Below are 19,931 nucleotides of genomic sequence, written 5' to 3'. Positions count from 1 at the left end.
CCGGCCCGGCACGGCGGCCCGGCACGGCGGCCCGGCACGGCGGCCCGGCACGGCGGCCCGGCACGGCGGCCCGGCACGGCGGCCCGGCACGGCGGCCCGGCACGGCGGCACCCTCGGCTCCGCCGGGGCACCGCCTCCCCCGGGATCCGGTCCAAGGCCGGCCGGGGCAGGGAAGGAAGGAGGAAGGAAGGGAGGAGAGGAAAGCAGAGGGCAGAGAAGCAGGAATGCAAGTGAGCGGGCAGCAGGAGATGAGACGTACGGGAAGTGAACCGGGCCGGGGGGTGGGGCCGCCGGCAGATCGGGACACATACCTGTACCGATATGCAGGCTGGCCCGGTCCGCGCTGGCAGACCGGGCCGTGACCTGGGGCGATACGGGTGCGGGGGTGCTCCTATCCAAGCAGGACCCCGGAACGGGCCCCCGTGACAGGACGCCAGGCAGGACGGGGGGGTGGGACAAGACATTTTTGGATCTTCGCCAGACCCCATCACTTTCACCTGCGGAGTGGCCAGCAGCCGTTTCACCTGCACCGGAGCACTCAGCGGCGGCCAGTTCCTCCCCGTGAAGGAGCAGGTTTCGCGGGCGCTGGGGTCTGGAGCAGGGCGAGAGTGACGGGGTCGGGGCTGGCGTCGATGTCGGCGAGGCGGGTGGTGAGGAGGCGCAGGGTGCGGTGAGCTGCGTCGTCGCGGCCGAGGGTGAGCTGGAGCTGGATGATGCGCTGGTAGAGGTGTTCGTTGGTGGGGTCGAGGTCGGCGGCCCGGTTGAGGAGGGCGAGGGCGGGTTCGGGGTCGGCGGAGTGCTGGGCGGTGTGGTCGGCGAGGAGAGCCAGGGCGTCGACGGCACGGCGGTGCAGGGCTTCGCGCAGGTCGATGGCCCAGAGATAGTCGGCGCCGTCGCACAGCGGCCCGGTGTAGACGTCGGCCGCGCGCTGGAGGGCCTCGGCGCGCCCGTAGGGGGAGTCGGCGGCGACCGCCTGCTGGAGGGCCTCGGTGAACAGGGCGACGTCGGTCGTAAGGTGCTGCGGGTCGAGGCGGTGGCGCTGCCCGTGGGGGACCACGAAGGCGACTTCCTGCTGGCCGGTGGCGTCCCGAAGAATCCGGCGGGCATTGCGACGCAGGTTGGCCACCCGCCGGTGTACCTCCGTGGCACTGCCGGAGATCTGCATCTTTTCGGCGATTTCCTCGCCGCGCAGCCCGGCCGGGTGCGCGGCAAGGAGGGCGAGGAATTCCCGGGTTTCTTCTTTCCGGGTTTCGGTGAGCGCGCATTCTTCTTCCCGTACAGAAAGGGAGAATCCCGCGAAGAGCCGAAGGTGAACTGTGCGCGCGGAAGCATTTCCTCCCCGCTCTTGCGGGGGCTCGGAAACCGATGTCGTCACCGATGCCACCGCCGGTGAGGGTGCCAATGCGGGCTGCCGCCCAGTGCCGGTGCTGTGCCCAGGTGCTTGAGCCGCGTCCGGGGTCTCGTCACCGGGGTCCGTCTGCGCCGCGGTGCGGGGGGTGTGGTGGCCGCGTGCCCGGGTGAGGGTGGCCAGCAGGTCGGACGCAGGTTCGGCGGCGAGGAGGAACAGGGTCGCCTTGTTCAGCGGGTTAAGGTCGCCGCTGGCCGTGCCGTCCGCAGCGACAGCGAGGCGGTGGCACGAGGCCCCTGGGCTGGTGTTGCTGCAGGCGACGACGGCCAGTTGGCCGGGTGCGGCACGAGCGGCAAGGACGCCCAGGCGGCGAATGTCCGCGTCATCCGCACCGTCGAGCAGCAGCACGTGGAGCGCGGGCCCGGCGTCTTCCGTCGGCGCATCGTGGCGTTGTTGGTGGCGGGCGTGTTCCAGCAGGGAGTGCTCGGCAGCGTCGAGCGCGGCACCGACCGACGGGGCGACCTCCCACGCCGGGCCCACCTCACCTGTCCCGGGGAGTAGTTGAGCAAGCGCAGGCGCCGGAACGATCAGGCGTACGCGGGGACCTGCGGGCCGTACGCGTTCGGCCGCTGCCGCGATGGCGATCACCAAATGCCGCAGAGCGTCCCGAGCACCGTCCCCGCAGAGGTGCACTCCCCCGGGGATCGCGAGGACGTCCACAAGGACTTCTTGCCCTCCGAGCTCGGCGAGAGTGACGGTGCCGGGCGGCTGGGGTTCGGCGGGGGCAGTGCGGCGGGGCAGGCCGTCGGGGGTGTAGTGGCGGGCGGCCCGGGAGGCGAGGTAGGCCCGGTTGCTCACCTTCACCGACTCGGCCAGCAGCGGCCCTTCGTCCATCACCGGCTCGGCGAGGGCGGTGAGGCTGGGGGTGCGGCGGCGTGCGGTATGCCGCCGCGCGTACCCGAGTGCGGCGGCAATGCCCGCTGCAGTGGTGATGCCGATCAGGGAGGCGGCGCCGAGTCCAATGGTCACCGGTCGGCGCGTCTCCTCCCCTGCAGTGGCGGGCGGCGCCGCCTTGTGCGCACCGCCCTGCCCCGCAGGCGAAGGGGATGGTGCGGGTGGAGGCGCCGCCGGAGCAGGTGCGGGGTTCGGGTCGCCTGTCCGGGGCGGCTGACCGGAGGGGGCCGGTGGGCGGCTGGGTGCCGGGAGGGGTGGTGCGGTCTGGATGGGCAGGTGGAGTTGCCAGCCGGGCAGGATCAGGTCGGGGTCGGAGAGGAGCTGCCCGCCGGGTTGGCGGATGGTGCAGCTGAGTTGATAGATCCTCGGCCATTTCAGGGGGTCGCCGAGGTGGCGTGCGGCGAGGTCCCAGAGGGTGTCGCCGGGCAGCACGGTGTACGAGGTGTACGCAGGCTGCGCGGCCCGCACGGCGGGGGCGGCCGAAACCTCCTGGGGCGCAGTGACCGCCACGGGCTGAGCCAGGGAGGCCACGACGTACGGTTCGACAGGCGCGGCCGACAGACGTCCGATGCCGCACAGTCCGAGCAGGACCGAGCCGACCAGCAGCGCGGCGGCGGCTCGGTGGGCGGGAAGGGTCGCGGTGTGCCGGCGCAGCAGGGTGGCGTCGCGCAGCAGGGCGGGCAACTTCACGACCACCCAGCACAGTTCGCGCACCAGGGTGACCAGGAAGTAGGCCCAGCAGGCCCATCCGACCAGGGCAAGCGTCTTCATGACGAACGGGTCGCTGGCCGGCTGTCCGAGCCGGGTGAGCAGGTCCTCTATCGAGGCGATCTGCTCGGGCCACGGCACACCGACCGCGACCACCAGGACATAGGGGATGCCCCCGACCGCCGCCACGAGGGCTCCGGCCGCTCCCAGGAACCGTACGAAACCCCGCACCCGCCGAAGGACCGTCACGGGCCGCCCTCCCCCGCTTCGCCCCACGGAGTGCTGGTGCCCCGCTGGATATGTGCGGTGGCCGAGGCGGTGGTGGTGAGCGAGCCGAGGCCGACCAGGGACAGCACCTGGGTGGGCTGGACATGAGTGACCGTCACCTCGGCTTCCGCATCCCGTACCGCCACCCGCGCACTGTCCCCGGCCGCAGCGACCCGGGCATGCGCGGCGGCACTCGCGGGGCCGGGTTCAAGGCGCATGCGGCGGGCGGCCCGTAGGTACTCCAGGTCGACCTTCTGGCAGGCGGCGCGGGCGGCTTCCTGCGCGGTGTCGGCGGCTCGTACTTTCCCGGCGAGGGCGAGGCCTCCGTCGATGACGAGTCCGGCGAAGAGGAACAGCCCGGCCACCGACACCACGACTACGGCGGTCACCTGTCCCGAGTCCTCGTGCCGCCGTACCCGCTCTCGCCGCGAGCGCAGCGGGGCGGTGCGTGTCATGTCTCCACTCCTGTCGGAAAAGTCGCAGGTTCGTGTGAGGCCGTTGCGGCAGGCCGTACCTAACTCCTGGTCAGGGGGTTCACTCAATGGAGTGAGGAACATGACGAACCTCCATGAATCATGAAGCGATTCCGATAATCCTGAAACATGGACTCAACTGGTGAACTGGAGCGGTCATGACCTTGGCGGTCGTGCGGAACCTCGCCTCGCCACGGGTCCTGCAATCGGCCGTCGACTTCGAGGATTTCGAGCAGGAGATCGTCGACCAGTACGCGCTGGCTCTCGCGGCGACGGGAGCGGGAGATCGCACGGTTGAGTTCAACTGCCGTGCGGTTGTGGACTTCGTACGGTTTGGTGATCGTCGGCTGTGGGCTCTCGGGGTGGAGGACGCCGACCGCTATCTGGTGTTCCTGCGTCGTGAACGGCACTTGAGGCCCGCCACCGTCCAGTGCTACGCCGGGGCGATGGTCCGGTTCTACGACTTCGCGATCAGCCGCTACCAGGGCGATGTTCACGCGCTGACGGGCTGCGTGATGACGCAGCCGATTGACGAGTTCAACCGTCCGGCGCGGGCCAACCTTTCCCGTGTCCGCGTCCCGCCCAGCAGCACGGACGTGGAGACGCTGTTCACGCAGTGGGCTGGCGCTCTTCCGCAGGCACGGAAGTACCTTCCGGCGGCGCGCGACTACATGGCGGCTTCGCTGTGGCGCCGCGGCGGACTGGGGATTCGTGAGACGGCGATGCTTGACATCCGTAACTGGCGTCCGGACCTCGGGAACTGGGGCAAGCTGCACATCCGTTTCGCTAAGGGAAGTCGCGGGCGCGGGCCGAAGACCCGTCTCATCCCTGCCATCGACGGCATTGACGCGCTGATGAGTTGGTGGCTCTCCGATGTGCGCCACCAGTTCGACGACGACTGGACGAACCCGGACGCTCCGCTGTTTCCCAGCGAGCGGCGCGACGATCTCACCGGAGCGTGCTCCCGGATCGGCACCGATGCCCTGCGCTCGGGTCTGGCTGGCGCGGTGCGTCAGTGGCTGCCCGACTGGAACGGCCTGCTGACCCCGCACGGCCTGCGGCACTACTGCGCCTCGGCGCTGTACGAGCGCGGCGTTGATCTCAAGGCCATCCAGGACCTGCTCGGGCACAACTGGCTGTCGACGACGTCGCACTACATCCATGTGCCGGTTCAGCACATCGAGAACCAGTGGGCACAGGCCAATGACCGGACCGCGCAGCGGTTGCAGGTGTGACCGGGAGGAGTACGCGGTGCAGTGGAATTTGCGGATGACGGCTGCGGAGGCAGGCATCTGGCAGGCGAGCCAGATGCGCCGCCGACTGGCCGAGGCCGGAATGGAGATCAGTGCGGGCAAGATGTCGATGCTCTGGTCCAGGACTCCCACTACCATCCGGCTGGATGATCTTGAGGTGCTATGTGCGGTCTTGGACTGCACGCCGAGCGACCTGCTGGTGCGGACCGGAATCGTGGCCGCTCGTGACGAAGAGCCGTCCGTGCGTGCCGCAGGTGATGGCCCGGACCGTTCGGCAAACGTGGTGCCGGCCCCGGGCAGGCCCCGCTCCAGGCCCCCGCTGTGAGCCGGTCCTTCACCCGTCTGTGCATGGTCTGCCGTGCGGTTCCGGAGTCCATCCTCAACACCGGCTACTGTTTCGGCTGCTGGCCTGGCGGACCGGTCACCCCGCCGCCCTGCCTGGTCTGCGGGTCGCTGGACTACTTCAATACGGGCAAGTGCCGACGCTGCCATCTCTACGGAGATCCGACGGTGGAATCCTGCCCGCACTGCCTGGCCTGGGGCACCACCCGTAAGTGGCAGTGGCTCTGCCAAGCCTGTCACGCCTGGCGCGAGGCGAACCCGGAACGGGCAGCCTGCCAGACCTGCGGCACCGTCGCTCACCTCCACCGGCAACACCGCATCTGCCGACTGTGTTTCGCCCACGCCCGCAGTATGAGTTCCGTACTCGGGCGCTTTGATCCCGTAGAAGCCAACCGCTACGGCCAGCAGCTGTTTCTCGCCGGAATCACCTGGCAGAAGGGTTCCTCGCGCACGGCCCGACAGGCCGAGCAGCGCACCCGCGCCGCGCCCCCGCTGGTCCCCCCGCGCATGACGAAGCAGCACAAGGCGCTGCTCGATCAGCCGCTGCTGTTCCCCCAAACCCTCGACGACTACACCATCTCCTCCCGCTACGAACGGCCGACCCTGTTCCACGCTGAACGGGACTACACCAAGCTGCGGCAGAAGGACTTTCCCTGGCCCGCAGACAGCGCACTGCTGCTGCGGCTGTGGAATCTCGCCGATCAGCGAACCGCACGACTGGGCTGGAGCCCAGCGGTCAGGATGCGCTGCCGCGCAGGCCTCCGCATCGTGCTGGGCATGCAGGACTCTCCAGGCACTCCCATCCCGCTGACCAGCCTGGAGTTCCTCGCTGACATCAATCTGACATCGAAGCACGTCGCTGCCGTCCTGGACGAGGCGGGTTTGCTCATCGACGACCGCGAAAACACACTGGAACGCTGGTTTCAGACACGTCTGTCCGGACTCCCCGAGCAGATGACAAACGAAGTCCGCATCTGGTACGACGTCATGGCCAACGGCCGCAGCAAACCCCCCAGAAGGCGACCTCGCAGCACAGTCACCATCCGACTGCACTTCTCCTGGGCCCTGCCGACCCTCAAGACCTGGGCAGCCGATGGGCACATCACCTTGCGGACCGTCACCCGAGACCTCGTCGCCGCTGCCCTGGCTGCCAGCGACCATCCCTCCCGCACCGGGCAGGGGCTCCGCTCGATGTTCCAACTGCTCAAGCAGGACCACGTACTGTTCGCCGACCCCACCTATCGGATGCACCTGCCATACCACCCCGCGCGCGAGCCTCTCCCGTTGGAGACCGCCGCCATCAGAGCCCTGCTCGATCTGTCCAACCCCGCCCGCGCCGCGGTCACCGCCCTCGTCGCCTTCCACGGACTGCACACAGGCCAGGTGCGCGACCTCAAACTCATCGGCGTCAGCGCCGGGTGGCTCCACATCGACGGCCGCAACATCCCACTGGCCGACCCGGTCCGTGAGCGCATCACGGCTTACCTGGACTACCGCAACACCAGCTGGCCGACCACTGCCAACCCGCATTTGTTCGTCAACCGGCGCAGCGCCATGGAACTGCGCAGCGTCGGGATCCGCTGGATCAAGCTGCTCCTCGGGCCTGGCGTTAGCTGCCGTTCCATCCGCGAAGACCGAATCCTCGCCGAGGCATTGGCAAGCCGCGGCGACGCGCGGCGCCTGCACGACATGTTCGGCCTGTCCATCAGCGCCAGCCTCCGCTACACCAACGTCGTCGACCACCCCGGATTCACCGACCCCACCCCGCCCCCATGACCAAGACCCCTCCCGCCGAACACCAGGCCAGCCCCGTCCCTTAGCCTCACGGCCATGCCCACCGACCACACCGCCTGCCACTGCGTCGTCTGCCAGAACATTGGCGCACTGGACTCCCGCACCCAGGCCACCATCGGCACCGTCGCGCAGTCCGGCTGGCAGATCGTGATGATCCCCGCGGACGAGCAGGGGCCGGGCTGGGCCTTCACCATCGGCCTGTGGCACCGCCACCGGATACCCGAACTGGCGATGTTCGGCCTGGACATCCATCTCATGCAGACGCTCCTCAACGGCCTCGCCCAGAAGGCCGTCGAAGGACAGCCCCTGGAAACCGACCAGGAACGACACGACATCGCCAGCGTCCCGATCGTGCTCAAAACAGTCGACTACCGCTGGTACAGAGCGTTCTTTGGCACCGCGATCGACTTCTACCGCAAGCCCCCGTTCCCGTTCCTCCAGGTCCTGTGGCCCAACCGCGACGGAGCCTTCCCCTGGCAGGACGGCGGAGACGACCTGGCCACCCGCCAGCCCCAGCTGTCCCTTCACCCCGACGAACACCCCGCAGGAGCCTGGACCCAGGACCTGTGAGCCCGTGACCACCTCTACGTCGCGGACAATGACGCCATGACACGCTGGTTCCGCAGATACTGGGCCGAGGAAGACGTCTGGTTCTACTTCGAGGCCAGCGCCGACGGCTGGGTCACCCGTCAGGTCGAATTCCAAGGGCCGTCCGCGAAGGCGATCACCGCAGCCTCGCTGGCCGAGTGGGAAGTTGCCCAGCGGGCCGGAACCAGCGGCGACTACGAGGCAACCTTCGGCACCACCGCAGAGGTCCCCGTCCACGAGTGGGACGACCACGAGCCGCAGGAACTCACCGCCGACGAGTTCGAGACCGTCTGGAACACAGCCCGGGCCGCCCGCCAAGGACGCGACGGAACGTGAACCCAAGCACCCCCACACGCTCATTGCTCACCTCCCGCACTTCGGTTCGCGCTCCAGGGCACTTCAGAATTCGCGAACCCAAGAGCTCTTGCCTGTAGGGCCGTGGGTTCGTTCCTGGCCTCGCGGGATAGCTGGCAAGGGTTCCCAGCTCCTTTGGGGGTCCTGATGGCGGGCACGAGTTTTGAAGTTCCATCATCCACAGTGAAGTTCAGTCGGTAGTATCGACAGGACGTCGCTCTTGGTGAAGGGAGTGGTCGATGAGTCTGGCCGTGGTCCGCAACCTCTCCTCCGCGCGTGCGCTGCGGACGCCGCGTGATGTCGAGGACTTCGAGCAGGAGATCGTCGACCAGTACGCCATCGCCATGGCCGCCGCGAATCTCTCGGACAGCCACATCGGCAATGCACGGGCCGTGATCTTCGAATTCGCGCGGTTCCTCAACGGGCCCATATGGACTGCGTCTTGCGACGATGCGGATCGGTTCCTCGCTCAGCAGCGCCTCGCCGGGTATGCGCACAGCACCCGCGCCGGCAAGGCTGGGCTGCTGGCCTGCTTCTACGACTTCTTGATCAGGCGCTACCAGGGCGATGTCCACGCATTGACGGGCTGCGTCGTCGAGCAACCGATCGACGAGTACAACCGGCCGCGGAGCCCGCTGTACGCGGATGTGCGAGTGCCGCCCTCCGAGACGGAGATGGATCTGCTCTTCGGCCATTGGCGTACGTCGATCACGGAGGCTCGCAAGTATCTGCCCGCGGCCCGTGACTACTTCGCGGCATCCCTGTGGCGACGGCTCGGCCTGAGGATCAACGAGTCGGTCATGCTCGACATCCGGGACTGGCGTCCGGATCTGGGTGCCTTCGGGAAACTGCATGTGCGACACGGCAAGGGCAGCCGCGGCCGCGGCCCCAAACCTCGCCTGATCCCTGCGATCAATGGCGCGGACCACCTGATCGACTGGTGGCTCGGCGATGTACGGCACCAGTTCGGCAGCGACTGGTCCAACCCGGACGCACCCCTGCTGCCCAGTGAGCGACGTGACCCGGACTTCGGCGGTTGCCTGCGTGTCACCGCCGACCCGCTGCGCAAGAGCCTGGCCGCGGTGACGAACACGTGGCTGCCCGGCTGGGCCGGCCGTCTGACTCCGCACGTGCTGCGGCACTACTGCGCCTCGTCGCTGTACGCCGAGGGAATGGACCTCAAGGCCCTGCAGGAGCTGCTCGGTCACGAATGGCTCTCGACTACGACCCGCTACATCCACGTCCACAGCGAGCACATTGAACGGGCGTGGACCGAGGCCAACCAGCGGCTGGAAACCCGCTTCGAGGAGATGTGACAACGTGCGGTGGAACCTGCGCATGAAGGCTGCCGAGCGCGGCATCTGGAAGTCGACCGAGATGCGGCGCCTGCTCGCGGAGGCCGGCGTCGAGATCAGCGCGGGCAAGATGTCCCAACTCTGGACAGGCACCCCCAACATCGTCCGCCTGGACGAACTGGACGTGATCTGCGCCATCTTGGACTGCGAGCCGTCAGAGCTGCTGATCCGCGAACCGAACAAAGTGGCCGAGCGTCGGCCGGACCGGCAGCAAGCCGCCTCCGCCTCCTCCGCGCCACCGGTCGTCGCGCCGCGCTTTGGCAACAGGCGATCGGAGCCACCGCTATGAGCGTCACACCGCCGCCACCCAAGTGCCCGTCCTGCAAGGTCCATCGAGCCGCCTGGACGAATCCGCGCGTCGACTTCTGCTACGCATGCCTTCCCGGCGGGCCTTTCACCCCGCCGCCCTGCCGAACCTGCGGAGCTCGCGAGTCCTACTTCAGCCAGGGCCGATGCGAGCGCTGCCACCCCGGAGCCCCGCTCTACCTGGGTGCCTGCCACGGCTGCCTGGCCTGGGGTGTCTACCGTCGCCACAGTTGGCTTTGCTGGACCTGCCGCTGGTGGCGCGGTCACTACCCGGTGGGCGCCTGTGCCTTCTGCGCACGCGTCACCTACGTCAACGGCTCCGGAGCCTGCCGCCTGTGCTGGGAAAACGCCCGACGCCTCCAGGAGCCTGACCGCGCCATCAACCTCCCCGTGACCAACCAGCATGGGCAGCAACTGTTCTTCGCCAACCTGCAGTACGACACCACCGGTGCTCACCGGCGACGCATCGCCCGCGAGCGCCACCGCCGCAGACTGCCGCCGTCCTCCGAACCTCTGACCCTTGTCAGTCACCGCCAGCTGCTGCTGTTCCGCATGCCGCCAGGCAAAGGAGCGATCAAGAAGCGGGCCCTGGCTCAGGATTCGCCGCTGCTGCGGCACTGTGATGAGATGCTGCGCGATCACGCTCGGCAGCACGGCTGGAGCAAGCGGCTGGTCAACGGCGTCGCCCACACCCTCAAGCTCCTCGACGCCCTCCACGACACCCCGAGCACCAAGATTCGTAGCAGCGACGTCCTGGCCGCCATCCGCTACGGCGCCACCGTACTCTCGACCCTGGAGGTCCTGGACGTTGTCGGCCTGCTTGAGGACGACCGCACCCTGGCGGTCGAGCGCTACTTCGCCCAGCACACCGAAGATCTGCCCGACGCCATGACCGACCAGCTTCAACTGTGGTTCGACACCATGCTTCGAGGCAGCAGCACGGCCCCCAGGCGCCGGGCCCGGAACGTGGAAACCATCCACATCCACATCGCTGGCATGTCGCCGATCTGGCGAGCCTGGGCCGAGCAAGGCCACGAATCGTTCGCCGAGATCACTGCCGAAGACGTCATCAGAGCCCTGCCGGCCAGGGGCTCGAACCGGATCTTCGCCGAACTGGGCCTGCGCTCGCTGTTCACCGTGCTCAAGGCACACCGGCGGGTCTTCACGAACCCGCTGCGCGGGATGAAGGCCACCCGGCCCAACGTAACCGTCCCGCTGCCGCTCGACACCCAGAAGATCCGTGACGCGCTCAACTCCCCGGACCCTGCGTGCGCTCTCGCGGTCGCCCTGGTGGCCTTCCACGCTCTGAACGGGCGGGAGCTGCAGGAGCTGGCACTGACCGACATTGTCGACGGCCGTCTTCGGCTCGGACCGCGCGTCATTCCGCTTGCCGCCCCGGTCAAGACCCGGCTGGCCGCATACCTCGACCACCGCGCGCGCAAGTGGCCACAGACGAACAACCCGCATCTGTTCGTGAGCAACAAGACCCAAGCCCGGACCAAGCCGGTCAGCAAGCAGTTCCCCTGGCGCATGCTGAACATCACCGCGCAGTCCCTGCGCGACGACCGCATTCTCCAGGAGATCTACGCCACTGGTGGCGACGTACGGCGTCTCTGCGACTTCTTCGGCATCGGCATCGATTCCGCACTGCGATACCGCAGCATCCTCGATCAAACCAAACCGGACGACGGGCTGGTCGGCGGAACTCAAGATGCCGAAGAAGGCGGAGTCTGAGGGCATCGTCTCCGAGACCGGCATCGCAACATCGATTTCGGGCAGACCTTCCTCGTGGCGAGCGACTCGGGACGGGATGCGCCGAATGAGCGGGTGAACGATACGTCCGAGTACGTCTGTGAGCTGTTGCGGACAGCTCGTGAATTGATCGCGGAGAGCCAACGGCTCCTTGACGAGAACAGGCGGCTCAGGAACCAACTTGTCAGCACCCGCAAGGCACACGGAACTGGCCCAGGGCGGGGAACCCGCGACTCCACGTAGAGTCATCGCTGCACCTCCCTGCGTTGCATCGGGATTGAGAAAGCGTCAGTTGGGCTGAACTCACTGGGTTTCCCTCGGTACAGGTCCACCACGGAGGTGGATGTCGAAGTGACGTCCATGCTCCGCATGCCGGGTACGTCGAGGTCGGCCCGGCAGGTCACCGTGACCCGCACCGTTCCGCCGGGTTCCAGGCCGCCCAGCGCGGAGGCGATCCGCAGGCCGGTGCAGGAGGCTCCGGCGCCGGCCAGGCTGGCCCGGGCGGCACGCAGCGCATCGCCGCGCGCCTGGTCGGCGGTGCGGGCCAGAGAGGCGGCGCGGGCCGCCTGGTGGGCGGCTTCGTCGGCATCAAGGCGGGCTCCGGCGAGGCGGCCGAAGGCGACGGCCACCAGCGCCAGCAGGATCAACAACGGTGCCATCACGACGAGTTCCGTGGTGGCCGACCCTCGTTCCCGCCATTTCCCGCGCTCACGTGCAAAACGGTTCATGGGGCCACGCTCCACTTCTCAACCGGCCCTGCGGCATGTCCCGTGACCCGCAGATGAAGCCCCGGGACCACCACAGTCACGTCGCCCTCCACCGCCGCCGTCACGCTCTCCGCACTGCGGGTGACCTTGACCGACGGGGCGCGAAGCACCCGGCCGCCGAGCAGGCGCAGCGCCGCCGCCGCGTCGGCGTTTCCGGCGGCCGAGGAGGCTCCCTGGGCACGGGCTGCGGCCAGCGCCCGGGAGGCGGCCGTCTGGGCGATGTGCTGGGCATGCAGCGCGAGGGCGAACTGCACGACCAAGAGCAGCAGCACCATCAGCACGGGCACGGTGAGCACGGCTTCCGTGCTGACGTTTCCCCTGTCACGCATGCGCCGCTTCGTGCGCGTGCGGCGGGTGTCAGCCAAGATCGATGCCGTTCGCCTTGGCCATCACCTTGGCGACGATGACGCCGATCACGGCGATACCGAGGAACGCCAGCAGCGCGGTGACGATGACCGCCTCGGTGGAGTACCCGGCGTCATCGGCCATCCGCGCGCGGGCCTTGCGTGCCCAGATACGGGTGCGGGCAGCAAGAGTGCGGTAAGTCATGTCCAACTCCAGTTTCGTGAGATGGGGGTTCAGAGTCCGGTGAGCACGTTCTGCATCGCCGGGTAGCCGATGAAGACGAGGAAGCCGCCGAAGAGGACGACCACGGGAAGCGACATCCGCTCGGTCGCGGACTGGGCGGCCCCGTCGGCCTCGGTGAGGGCACGGGTGCGCATGGCAGAGGCCTTGGCCTCCAGCGAGATACGGACCTTGGCGCCCTCGCTGCCGGCGAGGGAGATCGTCGCGGCCAGCTCGACGAGTTCGCGCACCCCGGTGCGGGAGCCGAGTTCGCCCAGTTCCTGCCACACGTTCGTGCGGCCGACTTCCGAGGCGGTCAGTGCCCGGCGCAATTGGGCGGCGGCCCAGCCCTGGGGGTTGGCTCCAGCGTCGGCGAGGGCCTGGTGGACTCCGGCACCGCCTGCCAGGGCGATCACGACGAGGTTGAGGAAGACCGACAGGGTATGCCGTAGCTCCTTGCGCCGCCGCGTGGCAGTGGCCCGTACCGAAAAGTCCGGGACGAGGAAGAGCACCGCCCCCAAGACCAGCGAACCAACCCCCGACAGCTGCCAGTCCAACCCGCTCCCCGCCAGCGCCCACACCACCAGCGAGAACACGCTCGGCACGAGGAAGCCGACCACCCCGGCCGCAGCCTTCTCCGCCAGGAACTGCTCGACCGGCACCTCGGCGACGAGCAGGTCCCTGCGCAGTTTCGCGGTCGGCAGCCCACACGCCCGCAGCGCGGGCACGCCCCTACGCCCCCAGCGGCGCGCCCACCCCTCCCCGCCCAAAGCAGCCGAAGGCGGCGGTACGACCGACGGTCGGCCGAGCCGGGCAAGTGATTCGGCGAGGGAGGGACGTGGCGGGTTGAGTCCGTACGCCACCAGCACGAGGAAGCCGCCGAGTCCGAGGCCGAGCAGCAGGGCTGTCATCGGGCCACCACCTCCGTGCCGGCAGCGGACCGAACACCCTTGAGGATGCGGGGATCTTCCTCCAGGGTGGCGATCTTCATCAGCCACCAGAACGCCACCGCGAACAATCCGCCCACCCCGGCCAGTACGATCTGCCCCGTCACCGTGGAGTACGGGTCGAGATAGGCGCGGTTGAGAACGGCCAGGCCGCCCGCCATGCCCAGCGTGGTCACTGTGATCACGCGTACCGAGGTCCGCACCCGAGACCGTCCGGCTTCGGTTCGCAGCCGCATCGTCACCTGCTCTCGCGTCGCCGCCGCCAACTGCCCTAGCAGTGGGGCCAGCTGACGGGCCTGGCGCTCGGCGGCCATCACCAGGGCAGCGGTCACCATGTCGCAGGTCGCGTCGTCGACCTCTGCGGCAAAGGTACGGAGCGCCTCACCGAGCGGCTGCCCGTCCTCGATCCGGGCGGCCAGCCGAGCAGTCTCTTCCTGCACCGCCTGCGGGGCGACAGGGGCGGTGGCCAGGATGGCCTGCTCCAGGCCAGCCGCAGCCGACAGGGTGTCGCGGAGCATCTCCGCCCACAGTGCGAGGGCTTCCAGTTTCTCGGTTTGGGCCGCCGCCTGCCGGTCCCCGACCAGCAGGTTCGGCAGCGTCAGCACGCCGACGAAGGTAAGGATGCCAGCCACCGGCCACCCGGTGGCCGCCCCGACCAGCAGACCCACCACCGCAGCCACAGCCCACTGCCGCCCGCTCGCCCGGAAGGGCAACTGCCGCCTCCGTGCGACCCGTTCCCCACTCGCTCGTGGCTGTACGCCGAGGACGACAAGTCCCACGGAGAGCGCGAGTCCCGCTCCGAGCAGCAGCCCGCTCAGCATGTTCTGGGTCATGAGGTACTCCCCCAGCGTTCGCCGCGCAACAGTGCGACATCAAGCCCGGCGTCCACCAGGTCGTCGAAGGTTTCCGTGCGCAGCGGCGCTGCGGGCACGGCGCGTCCGTCGGGGCCTGGCCGGTAGACCTCGTTGGAGATGATCTGCGTGCCGTCCGCGTCCACGACCTCCCGTACGGAGTCGATGGCACGTCGACCCTCGGCATCCCAGCCGAGGTGGACGACGAAGTGCACGGCAGAGGCGACGAGCAGATTCGTGGCCTCCAGGGACAGCCGCTCCGGGGACTGGGCGGCGTACGCGGCAAGCTTGGTGAACACCCCGCGTGAGGTCGAGGCATGGATCGTGGAGAGCGAGCCGTCGTTGCCCTGGCTCATGGCGTTGCACATCGGCACCACCTCCGGACCCCGGATCTCCCCGACGATCACCCGGTCCGGCGACATCCGCAGCCCCCACCGCACCAACTCCGCCTGATCGACAGCCCCTTCACCCTCCAGATTCGCTTCCCGCGCCTGGAGCGCCATGACGTTCGGATGGGCGACGGTGTCCTCGTGCAGCCCGAGCTCGAAGGTGTCCTCGATGGTCACCAAACGCTCCTGCGCGGGGATGACGGAGGCGAGGCCGCGAGCAAGAGTCGTCTTGCCGACGTTCGTACCGCCACCGACGATGATGTTCCTCCGCGCCAGCACCAAAGCAGTCAAGAACGTCCCCAGCCGCTCGTCGCAGATCTGAAGCCGGTTGACAAGGTCGTCCATGGTGACCCGCTTGAAGCGGTGGCGGCGGATCGTCAGCCCCACCCGGTGCGAAAGCGCCATCACCGCGAACAACCGTGAGCCGTCCGGCAGGCAGATGTTCAGGCTCGGCGACCCGCGGTCGAAGCGCCGCTCCTCCAGCCCCGACCGCGCCGCGATCTGCCGTACGAGATCAATCAGCTCGCCGTCGGAGGCGGCCACCGGGGCCCGCTGCTCCTCCGTGCCGTCCGCGTACCGGACGAAGACCTGGTCGGCCCCGTTGATCTGGATGTTCTCGATCCGGTCGTCCTCCAGCAGCTCCTGCAAGGACCCCAGCCCGAACAGGCCCTCCATCACCTGCCGTTCCAGATCCGCCCGCTCCTCGCCGGTGAGGGTGAGCTGGCCGGCCCGCAGCCGCTGCTGGTTGTACGAGGACAGCTCGTCGGCCAGCAGTTTCCGCGCCAGCGACCTACGCTCACCGGCGTTCTGCACCGGCTGCCCGGCCTCACTGCGGGTGTGGGCGAACCCTGTCAGCGTGGCGGCGATGTTCTCCCGGAAGGCTTCTACGGTGTGTGCGATACCAAGGGCGATCTCGACCGTCACTGTGCCCCTCCCGTGCTGCTCAGTTCCTGCAGCGCACCCGCTCCTGAACCCGTCCTCTCGGGCAGCACCTTGGCCCGGAGCTGAGCCAGCTCTCCGCCCAGTCCCCGCGAGAACGACCTGCTCCCCGTGCCGTCGAGGTGGTGGGCCAAGGCCGAGGCCGCCTGCGTCAGCGACGAACGCACCCACCGTCGCCGCCCAAGCTGCCCGTCTCCACCGAGCGCGGCGGCAGCCCGTACGTCCCACGGCACCTTGTGCACCTGCTCCGGCGACACCTCCAGCGCAGCCGCGATGTCCGCCTCGCTGAACCGGCACGGCCCGACCAGCACCAGCTCGTACGAGGCACCCTCCAGCCACTCACCCCGCGCCGCCACGTGCGCCAGCGCCTCCACGCTGCCCCGACTCACCAGCACCAGCCGGTCCGCACCGCGCGCCAACCCGCGCGACGGACGACCTCCCAGCCGCCCCAGATCCAGCAGCACGGTGCCCTCGTCGTCGACCCCGCCCCGCAGTACGGACGGACGCGCAACCACCTCACCGACGCTGGCCAGCGCCTGGTCCCCGCCGGTCGGCGCGACCACGACCCGCAGCCCGCCGGCCACCTCCTGCACACAACCCCCGAGCTCGTCCTCCTGACCGCCCTGGTGGGCACCCGCGGCCAGGGCGAGCAACCCCTCCATGTCGGAGAGCCCAAACTGGGCCGCGAGATCGCCACCCGCCACGTCTGCCTCAACCACCACCGGCCGCACCTCGCTCTCGGAGGGCCAAGACGCCGCCAGTGCCATGGCGAGCGTGGTCACCCCCGGGGCTCCCTTGAACGCCCCCAACGCCACGACCTTCCGCATCACGACACCTCCTTCACACCGCCACCGAGCACCGCGACTCGCGGCTCGGCCATCTGGGCCGCCCGCCGCACGGCCCCGGCATCCACCAGCACGGTCACCGCGCCCTTCCCCGAGCTCGTCTCGGGCCGGCTCACCGCGTGCACCACTCCCAGCACCGGATCGGGCACCTTCGCCGCCTCCTCCGACGTGGCCTCGCCCGCCCCCGGTGCCGCCCCGGGCACCACCGCAACCCGCTGCCCGGCCGCCAGCCCCGCAGGCAACATCCCCGGCTCGGCCCCGATCACCACCAACGCCTGCCCTGCCCCCGGAAACTCGGCCGCATCCCCGACCTGCCCGGACGCCAGCAACTGCCCAGCCACCAACGGCACCACCGCCCGCCGCCCCACCACCGCACCGCGCTCACCGGCCCGGACCACCTGCGTCGCGTCATCCACCCCGAGCCGTACGACACCCACATCGGTGGCTTCGATCACCGCCCCCGCCGCTACCGGCCGCACCACCGTCAAAACGGGCTGCCGCTCCCCGGCACTGCTCACGACCCACGCCACTCCACCCGCGCAAGCAATCGCCCCGGCCAGTCCGAGCGCGATCAGTCCCGGCCGCCACCTCCGCCGCTCCCCCACCGGCCCACCGGCCGTGCCCGAAAGGCCGCCGCCCGCCGCTCGTGGCGGCCCCAGCACAGCTCTCGCGCCGCCCGCGCTCCCGTTCATGGAAGCCGACTTCGCCCTGGAAGAAGGCATAGAGATACCCACGCTCCACCTCGCTTGTTTAATAGGAATCAGACGGACGCCACCCCACAGGGGCGTCCCACACCCGCCCCTACCAGGGCGGTCAGAAAGCTAGGAAGTGACGAGCGCCTGCGCCTCGGCCACCCGCAACGGCATCTGAGCCTGCGTCTGCATCCCAGGCACCACACCCTGCTCGCCCCCGCCCTGCCACTCCACGTCCCACCCCACGGTCACCGAGACGACGTACGCCTCACCCCGCTTCCCCGCCGATGAGCGCCGATACGTATGCCCGCAATCCGGGGACTTCGCATCCGCCGCGAACTTCGCCGAGTACGGCGTCCCAGCCCCCTTGCACACCACGGTCGTGCCGTCCCCCATCACCCACGTCGCGGAACGCGGCGTCGCCTTCGCCGTAACCGACACCCCCGGTACCGCCACCGTCTCCGAAACCGGCTTCCATGCCCCCCGATCGAGCCACATCCACGTCGGCACCCGCACCAACTGCGCAAACTTCTCATCGGGGTTCATCCGAATCACCGGCTTCGGCAACACCAACTCCTGGACCGCCTGCTGCGCCACCACCGCAGGGTTCGGCGGAGCCGGCGCATCCTCCGCTTCGCGACCCGCCTCCCCAGCAGCGACCTCATCCGGTACCTGGCCCACAAGAGGCACGCCCCGAGGCCCGTACAACTGGCCCGGCTGACGACCCAAGTCCATCGCGCTGCCGGAAGCAGAAGCAGACCCCTTGCCCCCTTGCGTGTAGTCACGCCGGGCCGAAGAACTCGTCAGCGCCTTCACCGCAGGCGAGCGCCTTTTACTGCTCGCGCTCAATCCGCACTTGGCCCGCTGACACTTCATGCTGGCCCGGTACTCCATGAAAGACCCGCCAGAGCTGTCGGCCCAACTGGGCACAGCGGTAGTCAGCACCAGCAGGGCGCCGACTACTGCCACCACTCCGCCGCTCGACCCAGCGCACCGCCTCACTCCGTGCACGTCCCGGCCTCCCCCCAGTAGAGCTTGGAGACCTTCCATGGGCCGGAGCCCCGAGCAACAGTGGCCTCCGTACGGTAGTGAGCTCCCGCCAGGGCATCGGCGACTCCGTCCGCCTTGACCTGTTCCCACTTGGTGCCGTCCACACAGTCCAGCAACTGAACCTCGGCAGGCTGCGACTTCACGACCGACGGCGCGACAAGGACACCGCCGCGGCTCGTGGCCCCGTCCGCCTTGGCCTCATCCATCATGTTCCGCAGCATGTCCAACGCGTCGCCCTGCGCATGATCATCAAGCTGGGGATGCTTGGCATCCGATGTGCGAGACGCCTCCGCGGCATCGGCCCACATCGCTCGGTACGCCGCGATGGCAGCCTGCTCGGTCCCACTGGGCGGGGCCGACGGTTTGCCCGTCGCACTCTTCTCTTCCTTTGAGGAGCTCACGCCCTCCACGCGGGGCGCGCTTTCGCTACACGCGCCCACCCCGAGCCCCAACACCACAGCGGCTGACACAGCAGCCGCTGCCTGGCGCACTCCAGTCCTGCTCATGAAACCCCCGCCTCACCAGCCACTCATCACCGAGAGTGGCTAAACCGTCACTGGTGAACCCGTCATGCCCCAGGCTCGCAGCGACGCAAACGAAATCTGGAACGATCACCTCCTTTTCACTCTTAAGGTGTGAATATCGCCAAGAACAACCGAGAGCTGTCACTCCAAATCACCCGTACGGGCGTGGAGTTCGCGGTTCAGCGAACCCACGCCCCGGGTATCGAAGCCCCCTCACGCCGCTCTCACACACCGTCGTCGCGACGCACCCCTCCCCGCGCACCGCCAGGCCGGACGGGCCCACAAGCCGCACCGCCCGGCGGCAACGGGAGCGCCACCCAGGCCGCCTTCGTACGACGGGCCTTGGTGAACCCCCAGGCCCCCTTGGTGAGTTCCTGCACGATGTGCAGCCCCCGCCCGCGCTCGGACAGCAAGGCGCACAGCGCATCCAATCCGCCCCCGCGGTCTTCTTCCACCGGCCCGAACGGAGCGGCGACCGGGAACCCCGGAAGCTCCGGAATGCGAGGATCCCCGTCCTCAACTTCGCAGATGACTTCGGCCGCCGTACGCCGCAGCCGCATCTCGTACGGGCCCACCGAATGCTCCGTCGCGTTCGCGACCAGCTCGGACACGGCCAACACCGCATCACTGATCGCCTCGCCGTCATAGCCGAGTTGATCCAGAGCGCACCGCAGCGCGGCCCGCGCCTGCGCGGGGGCGCCGGAGCTACAACTCCCCCAGCGGAGAAGTACCCTCGGGGCTACACCCGAAGACCGCCGAACGCTCATCGCTGGCCTCCCCGGGCCGGAGCCGCATGCCGCCCCCGCACGACAAGCCGGTGACGCCCCCGCCCGGGACGCACGCACTCGCGCGCCTCACACAGCGCGAAC

21 protein-coding genes are annotated in these 19,931 nt (G+C 69.0%); 8 read left to right on the top strand and 13 right to left on the bottom strand.

What is annotated here, in order from left to right:
• Positions 1-538: 538 nt before the first annotated feature.
• Together ACIA73_RS37965 and ACIA73_RS37960 are read right to left on the bottom strand one after the other, a co-directional pair.
• Positions 539-3,259 (bottom strand): BTAD domain-containing putative transcriptional regulator, encoded by a 2,721-nt coding sequence (locus tag ACIA73_RS37965; protein WP_399443547.1) that lies wholly within the window; start codon positions 3,257-3,259, stop codon positions 539-541.
• Positions 3,256-3,732 carry a pilus assembly protein TadG-related protein gene (locus tag ACIA73_RS37960; protein ID WP_399443546.1) on the bottom strand — a complete coding sequence of 159 codons (477 nt, stop codon included), beginning with the start codon at positions 3,730-3,732 and terminating at the stop codon, positions 3,256-3,258. Before ACIA73_RS37960 ends, ACIA73_RS37965 begins: the two co-directional genes overlap by 4 nt.
• Positions 3,733-3,908: 176 nt before the next feature.
• On the opposite strand from ACIA73_RS37960, the gene ACIA73_RS37955 reads away from it, so the two are divergent.
• The 8 genes from ACIA73_RS37955 (at position 3,909) to ACIA73_RS37920 (ending at position 11,476) form a co-directional block, all read left to right on the top strand.
• Complete coding sequence (locus tag ACIA73_RS37955) at positions 3,909-4,985, top strand: tyrosine-type recombinase/integrase (RefSeq protein WP_399443545.1); 1,077 nt, start codon at positions 3,909-3,911, stop codon at positions 4,983-4,985.
• 16 nt (positions 4,986-5,001) lie between these two features.
• Positions 5,002-5,328: a helix-turn-helix domain-containing protein gene (locus ACIA73_RS37950; RefSeq protein ID WP_399443544.1), complete on the top strand. Its 327-nt coding sequence runs from the start codon at positions 5,002-5,004 to the stop codon at positions 5,326-5,328.
• Positions 5,329-5,696: 368 nt separating this feature from the next.
• On the top strand, positions 5,697-7,121 hold the full coding sequence (locus tag ACIA73_RS37945; protein WP_399443543.1) for a hypothetical protein: 1,425 nt from the start codon (positions 5,697-5,699) through the stop codon (positions 7,119-7,121).
• A gap of 54 nt (positions 7,122-7,175) precedes the next feature.
• Positions 7,176-7,709 (top strand): DUF4262 domain-containing protein, encoded by a 534-nt coding sequence (locus ACIA73_RS37940; protein ID WP_399443542.1) that lies wholly within the window; start codon positions 7,176-7,178, stop codon positions 7,707-7,709.
• 36 nt (positions 7,710-7,745) lie between these two features.
• Positions 7,746-8,063 carry a hypothetical protein gene (locus tag ACIA73_RS37935; protein ID WP_399443541.1) on the top strand — a complete coding sequence of 106 codons (318 nt, stop codon included), beginning with the start codon at positions 7,746-7,748 and terminating at the stop codon, positions 8,061-8,063.
• Between the two features lie 257 nt (positions 8,064-8,320).
• Positions 8,321-9,397, top strand: a complete 1,077-nt coding sequence (locus tag ACIA73_RS37930; protein ID WP_399443540.1) for a tyrosine-type recombinase/integrase — start codon at positions 8,321-8,323, stop codon at positions 9,395-9,397.
• 4 nt (positions 9,398-9,401) lie between these two features.
• Positions 9,402-9,725, top strand: coding sequence for a helix-turn-helix domain-containing protein (locus ACIA73_RS37925; protein WP_399443539.1), 324 nt, complete (start codon positions 9,402-9,404; stop codon positions 9,723-9,725).
• Between the two features lie 407 nt (positions 9,726-10,132).
• On the top strand, positions 10,133-11,476 hold the full coding sequence (locus ACIA73_RS37920; protein WP_399443538.1) for a hypothetical protein: 1,344 nt from the start codon (positions 10,133-10,135) through the stop codon (positions 11,474-11,476).
• Positions 11,477-11,739: 263 nt separating this feature from the next.
• Here the strand turns inward: ACIA73_RS37920 and ACIA73_RS37915 are convergent, their stop codons facing one another.
• The 11 genes from ACIA73_RS37915 to ACIA73_RS37865 form a co-directional block, all read right to left on the bottom strand.
• Positions 11,740-12,222, bottom strand: coding sequence for a TadE/TadG family type IV pilus assembly protein (locus ACIA73_RS37915; RefSeq protein WP_399443537.1), 483 nt, complete (start codon positions 12,220-12,222; stop codon positions 11,740-11,742).
• A complete protein-coding gene (locus ACIA73_RS37910; RefSeq protein ID WP_399443536.1) occupies positions 12,219-12,590 on the bottom strand; it encodes a TadE/TadG family type IV pilus assembly protein in 372 nt (123 codons plus the stop codon). The genes ACIA73_RS37915 and ACIA73_RS37910 overlap by 4 nt, the downstream gene beginning before the upstream one ends.
• A gap of 28 nt (positions 12,591-12,618) precedes the next feature.
• Positions 12,619-12,810 (bottom strand): hypothetical protein, encoded by a 192-nt coding sequence (locus tag ACIA73_RS37905; protein ID WP_399443535.1) that lies wholly within the window; start codon positions 12,808-12,810, stop codon positions 12,619-12,621.
• 29 nt (positions 12,811-12,839) lie between these two features.
• Positions 12,840-13,736, bottom strand: coding sequence for a type II secretion system F family protein (locus tag ACIA73_RS37900; protein WP_399443534.1), 897 nt, complete (start codon positions 13,734-13,736; stop codon positions 12,840-12,842).
• On the bottom strand, positions 13,733-14,605 hold the full coding sequence (locus ACIA73_RS37895; protein ID WP_399443533.1) for a type II secretion system F family protein: 873 nt from the start codon (positions 14,603-14,605) through the stop codon (positions 13,733-13,735). Before ACIA73_RS37895 ends, ACIA73_RS37900 begins: the two co-directional genes overlap by 4 nt.
• A complete protein-coding gene (locus tag ACIA73_RS37890; protein ID WP_399443532.1) occupies positions 14,602-15,936 on the bottom strand; it encodes a CpaF family protein in 1,335 nt (444 codons plus the stop codon). Before ACIA73_RS37890 ends, ACIA73_RS37895 begins: the two co-directional genes overlap by 4 nt.
• On the bottom strand, positions 15,933-16,778 hold the full coding sequence (locus tag ACIA73_RS37885) for a hypothetical protein (protein ID WP_399443531.1): 846 nt from the start codon (positions 16,776-16,778) through the stop codon (positions 15,933-15,935). The genes ACIA73_RS37890 and ACIA73_RS37885 overlap by 4 nt, the downstream gene beginning before the upstream one ends.
• Positions 16,778-17,314 carry an SAF domain-containing protein gene (locus tag ACIA73_RS37880; RefSeq protein ID WP_399443530.1) on the bottom strand — a complete coding sequence of 179 codons (537 nt, stop codon included), beginning with the start codon at positions 17,312-17,314 and terminating at the stop codon, positions 16,778-16,780. The genes ACIA73_RS37885 and ACIA73_RS37880 overlap by 1 nt, the downstream gene beginning before the upstream one ends.
• Positions 17,315-17,617: 303 nt before the next feature.
• Positions 17,618-18,085 (bottom strand): hypothetical protein, encoded by a 468-nt coding sequence (locus ACIA73_RS37875; protein ID WP_399443529.1) that lies wholly within the window; start codon positions 18,083-18,085, stop codon positions 17,618-17,620.
• A 401-nt stretch (positions 18,086-18,486) separates the two neighbouring features.
• Positions 18,487-18,747 (bottom strand): hypothetical protein, encoded by a 261-nt coding sequence (locus ACIA73_RS37870; protein WP_399443528.1) that lies wholly within the window; start codon positions 18,745-18,747, stop codon positions 18,487-18,489.
• 539 nt (positions 18,748-19,286) lie between these two features.
• Positions 19,287-19,829, bottom strand: coding sequence for an ATP-binding protein (locus tag ACIA73_RS37865; protein WP_399443527.1), 543 nt, complete (start codon positions 19,827-19,829; stop codon positions 19,287-19,289).
• Between the last annotated feature and the right edge of the window lie 102 nt (positions 19,830-19,931).

The sequence above is a fragment of the Streptomyces sp. NPDC051561 genome (genome assembly GCF_044454195.1).
Taxonomy (GTDB): domain Bacteria; phylum Actinomycetota; class Actinomycetes; order Streptomycetales; family Streptomycetaceae; genus Streptomyces.
Note: the sequence above shows the minus strand (reverse complement) of the source record. Positions and strands in the feature narration are given on the sequence as shown.

Bases quoted from the DNA above. Each gene is read 5' to 3' on its own strand.
- ACIA73_RS37960 (WP_399443546.1), bottom strand. From the start codon at position 3,732: ATGACACGCACCGCCCCGCTGCGCTCGCGGCGAGAGCGGGTACGGCGG.
- ACIA73_RS37955 (WP_399443545.1), top strand. From the start codon at position 3,909: ATGACCTTGGCGGTCGTGCGGAACCTCGCCTCGCCACGGGTCCTGCAA.
- ACIA73_RS37945 (WP_399443543.1), top strand. From the start codon at position 5,697: ATGAGTTCCGTACTCGGGCGCTTTGATCCCGTAGAAGCCAACCGCTAC.
- ACIA73_RS37940 (WP_399443542.1), top strand. From the start codon at position 7,176: ATGCCCACCGACCACACCGCCTGCCACTGCGTCGTCTGCCAGAACATT.
- ACIA73_RS37935 (WP_399443541.1), top strand. From the start codon at position 7,746: ATGACACGCTGGTTCCGCAGATACTGGGCCGAGGAAGACGTCTGGTTC.
- ACIA73_RS37930 (WP_399443540.1), top strand. From the start codon at position 8,321: ATGAGTCTGGCCGTGGTCCGCAACCTCTCCTCCGCGCGTGCGCTGCGG.
- ACIA73_RS37915 (WP_399443537.1), bottom strand. From the start codon at position 12,222: ATGAACCGTTTTGCACGTGAGCGCGGGAAATGGCGGGAACGAGGGTCG.
- ACIA73_RS37910 (WP_399443536.1), bottom strand. From the start codon at position 12,590: ATGCGTGACAGGGGAAACGTCAGCACGGAAGCCGTGCTCACCGTGCCC.
- ACIA73_RS37905 (WP_399443535.1), bottom strand. From the start codon at position 12,810: ATGACTTACCGCACTCTTGCTGCCCGCACCCGTATCTGGGCACGCAAG.
- ACIA73_RS37900 (WP_399443534.1), bottom strand. From the start codon at position 13,736: ATGACAGCCCTGCTGCTCGGCCTCGGACTCGGCGGCTTCCTCGTGCTG.
- ACIA73_RS37895 (WP_399443533.1), bottom strand. From the start codon at position 14,605: ATGACCCAGAACATGCTGAGCGGGCTGCTGCTCGGAGCGGGACTCGCG.
- ACIA73_RS37885 (WP_399443531.1), bottom strand. From the start codon at position 16,778: ATGCGGAAGGTCGTGGCGTTGGGGGCGTTCAAGGGAGCCCCGGGGGTG.
- ACIA73_RS37870 (WP_399443528.1), bottom strand. From the start codon at position 18,747: ATGATGGATGAGGCCAAGGCGGACGGGGCCACGAGCCGCGGCGGTGTC.
- ACIA73_RS37865 (WP_399443527.1), bottom strand. From the start codon at position 19,829: ATGAGCGTTCGGCGGTCTTCGGGTGTAGCCCCGAGGGTACTTCTCCGC.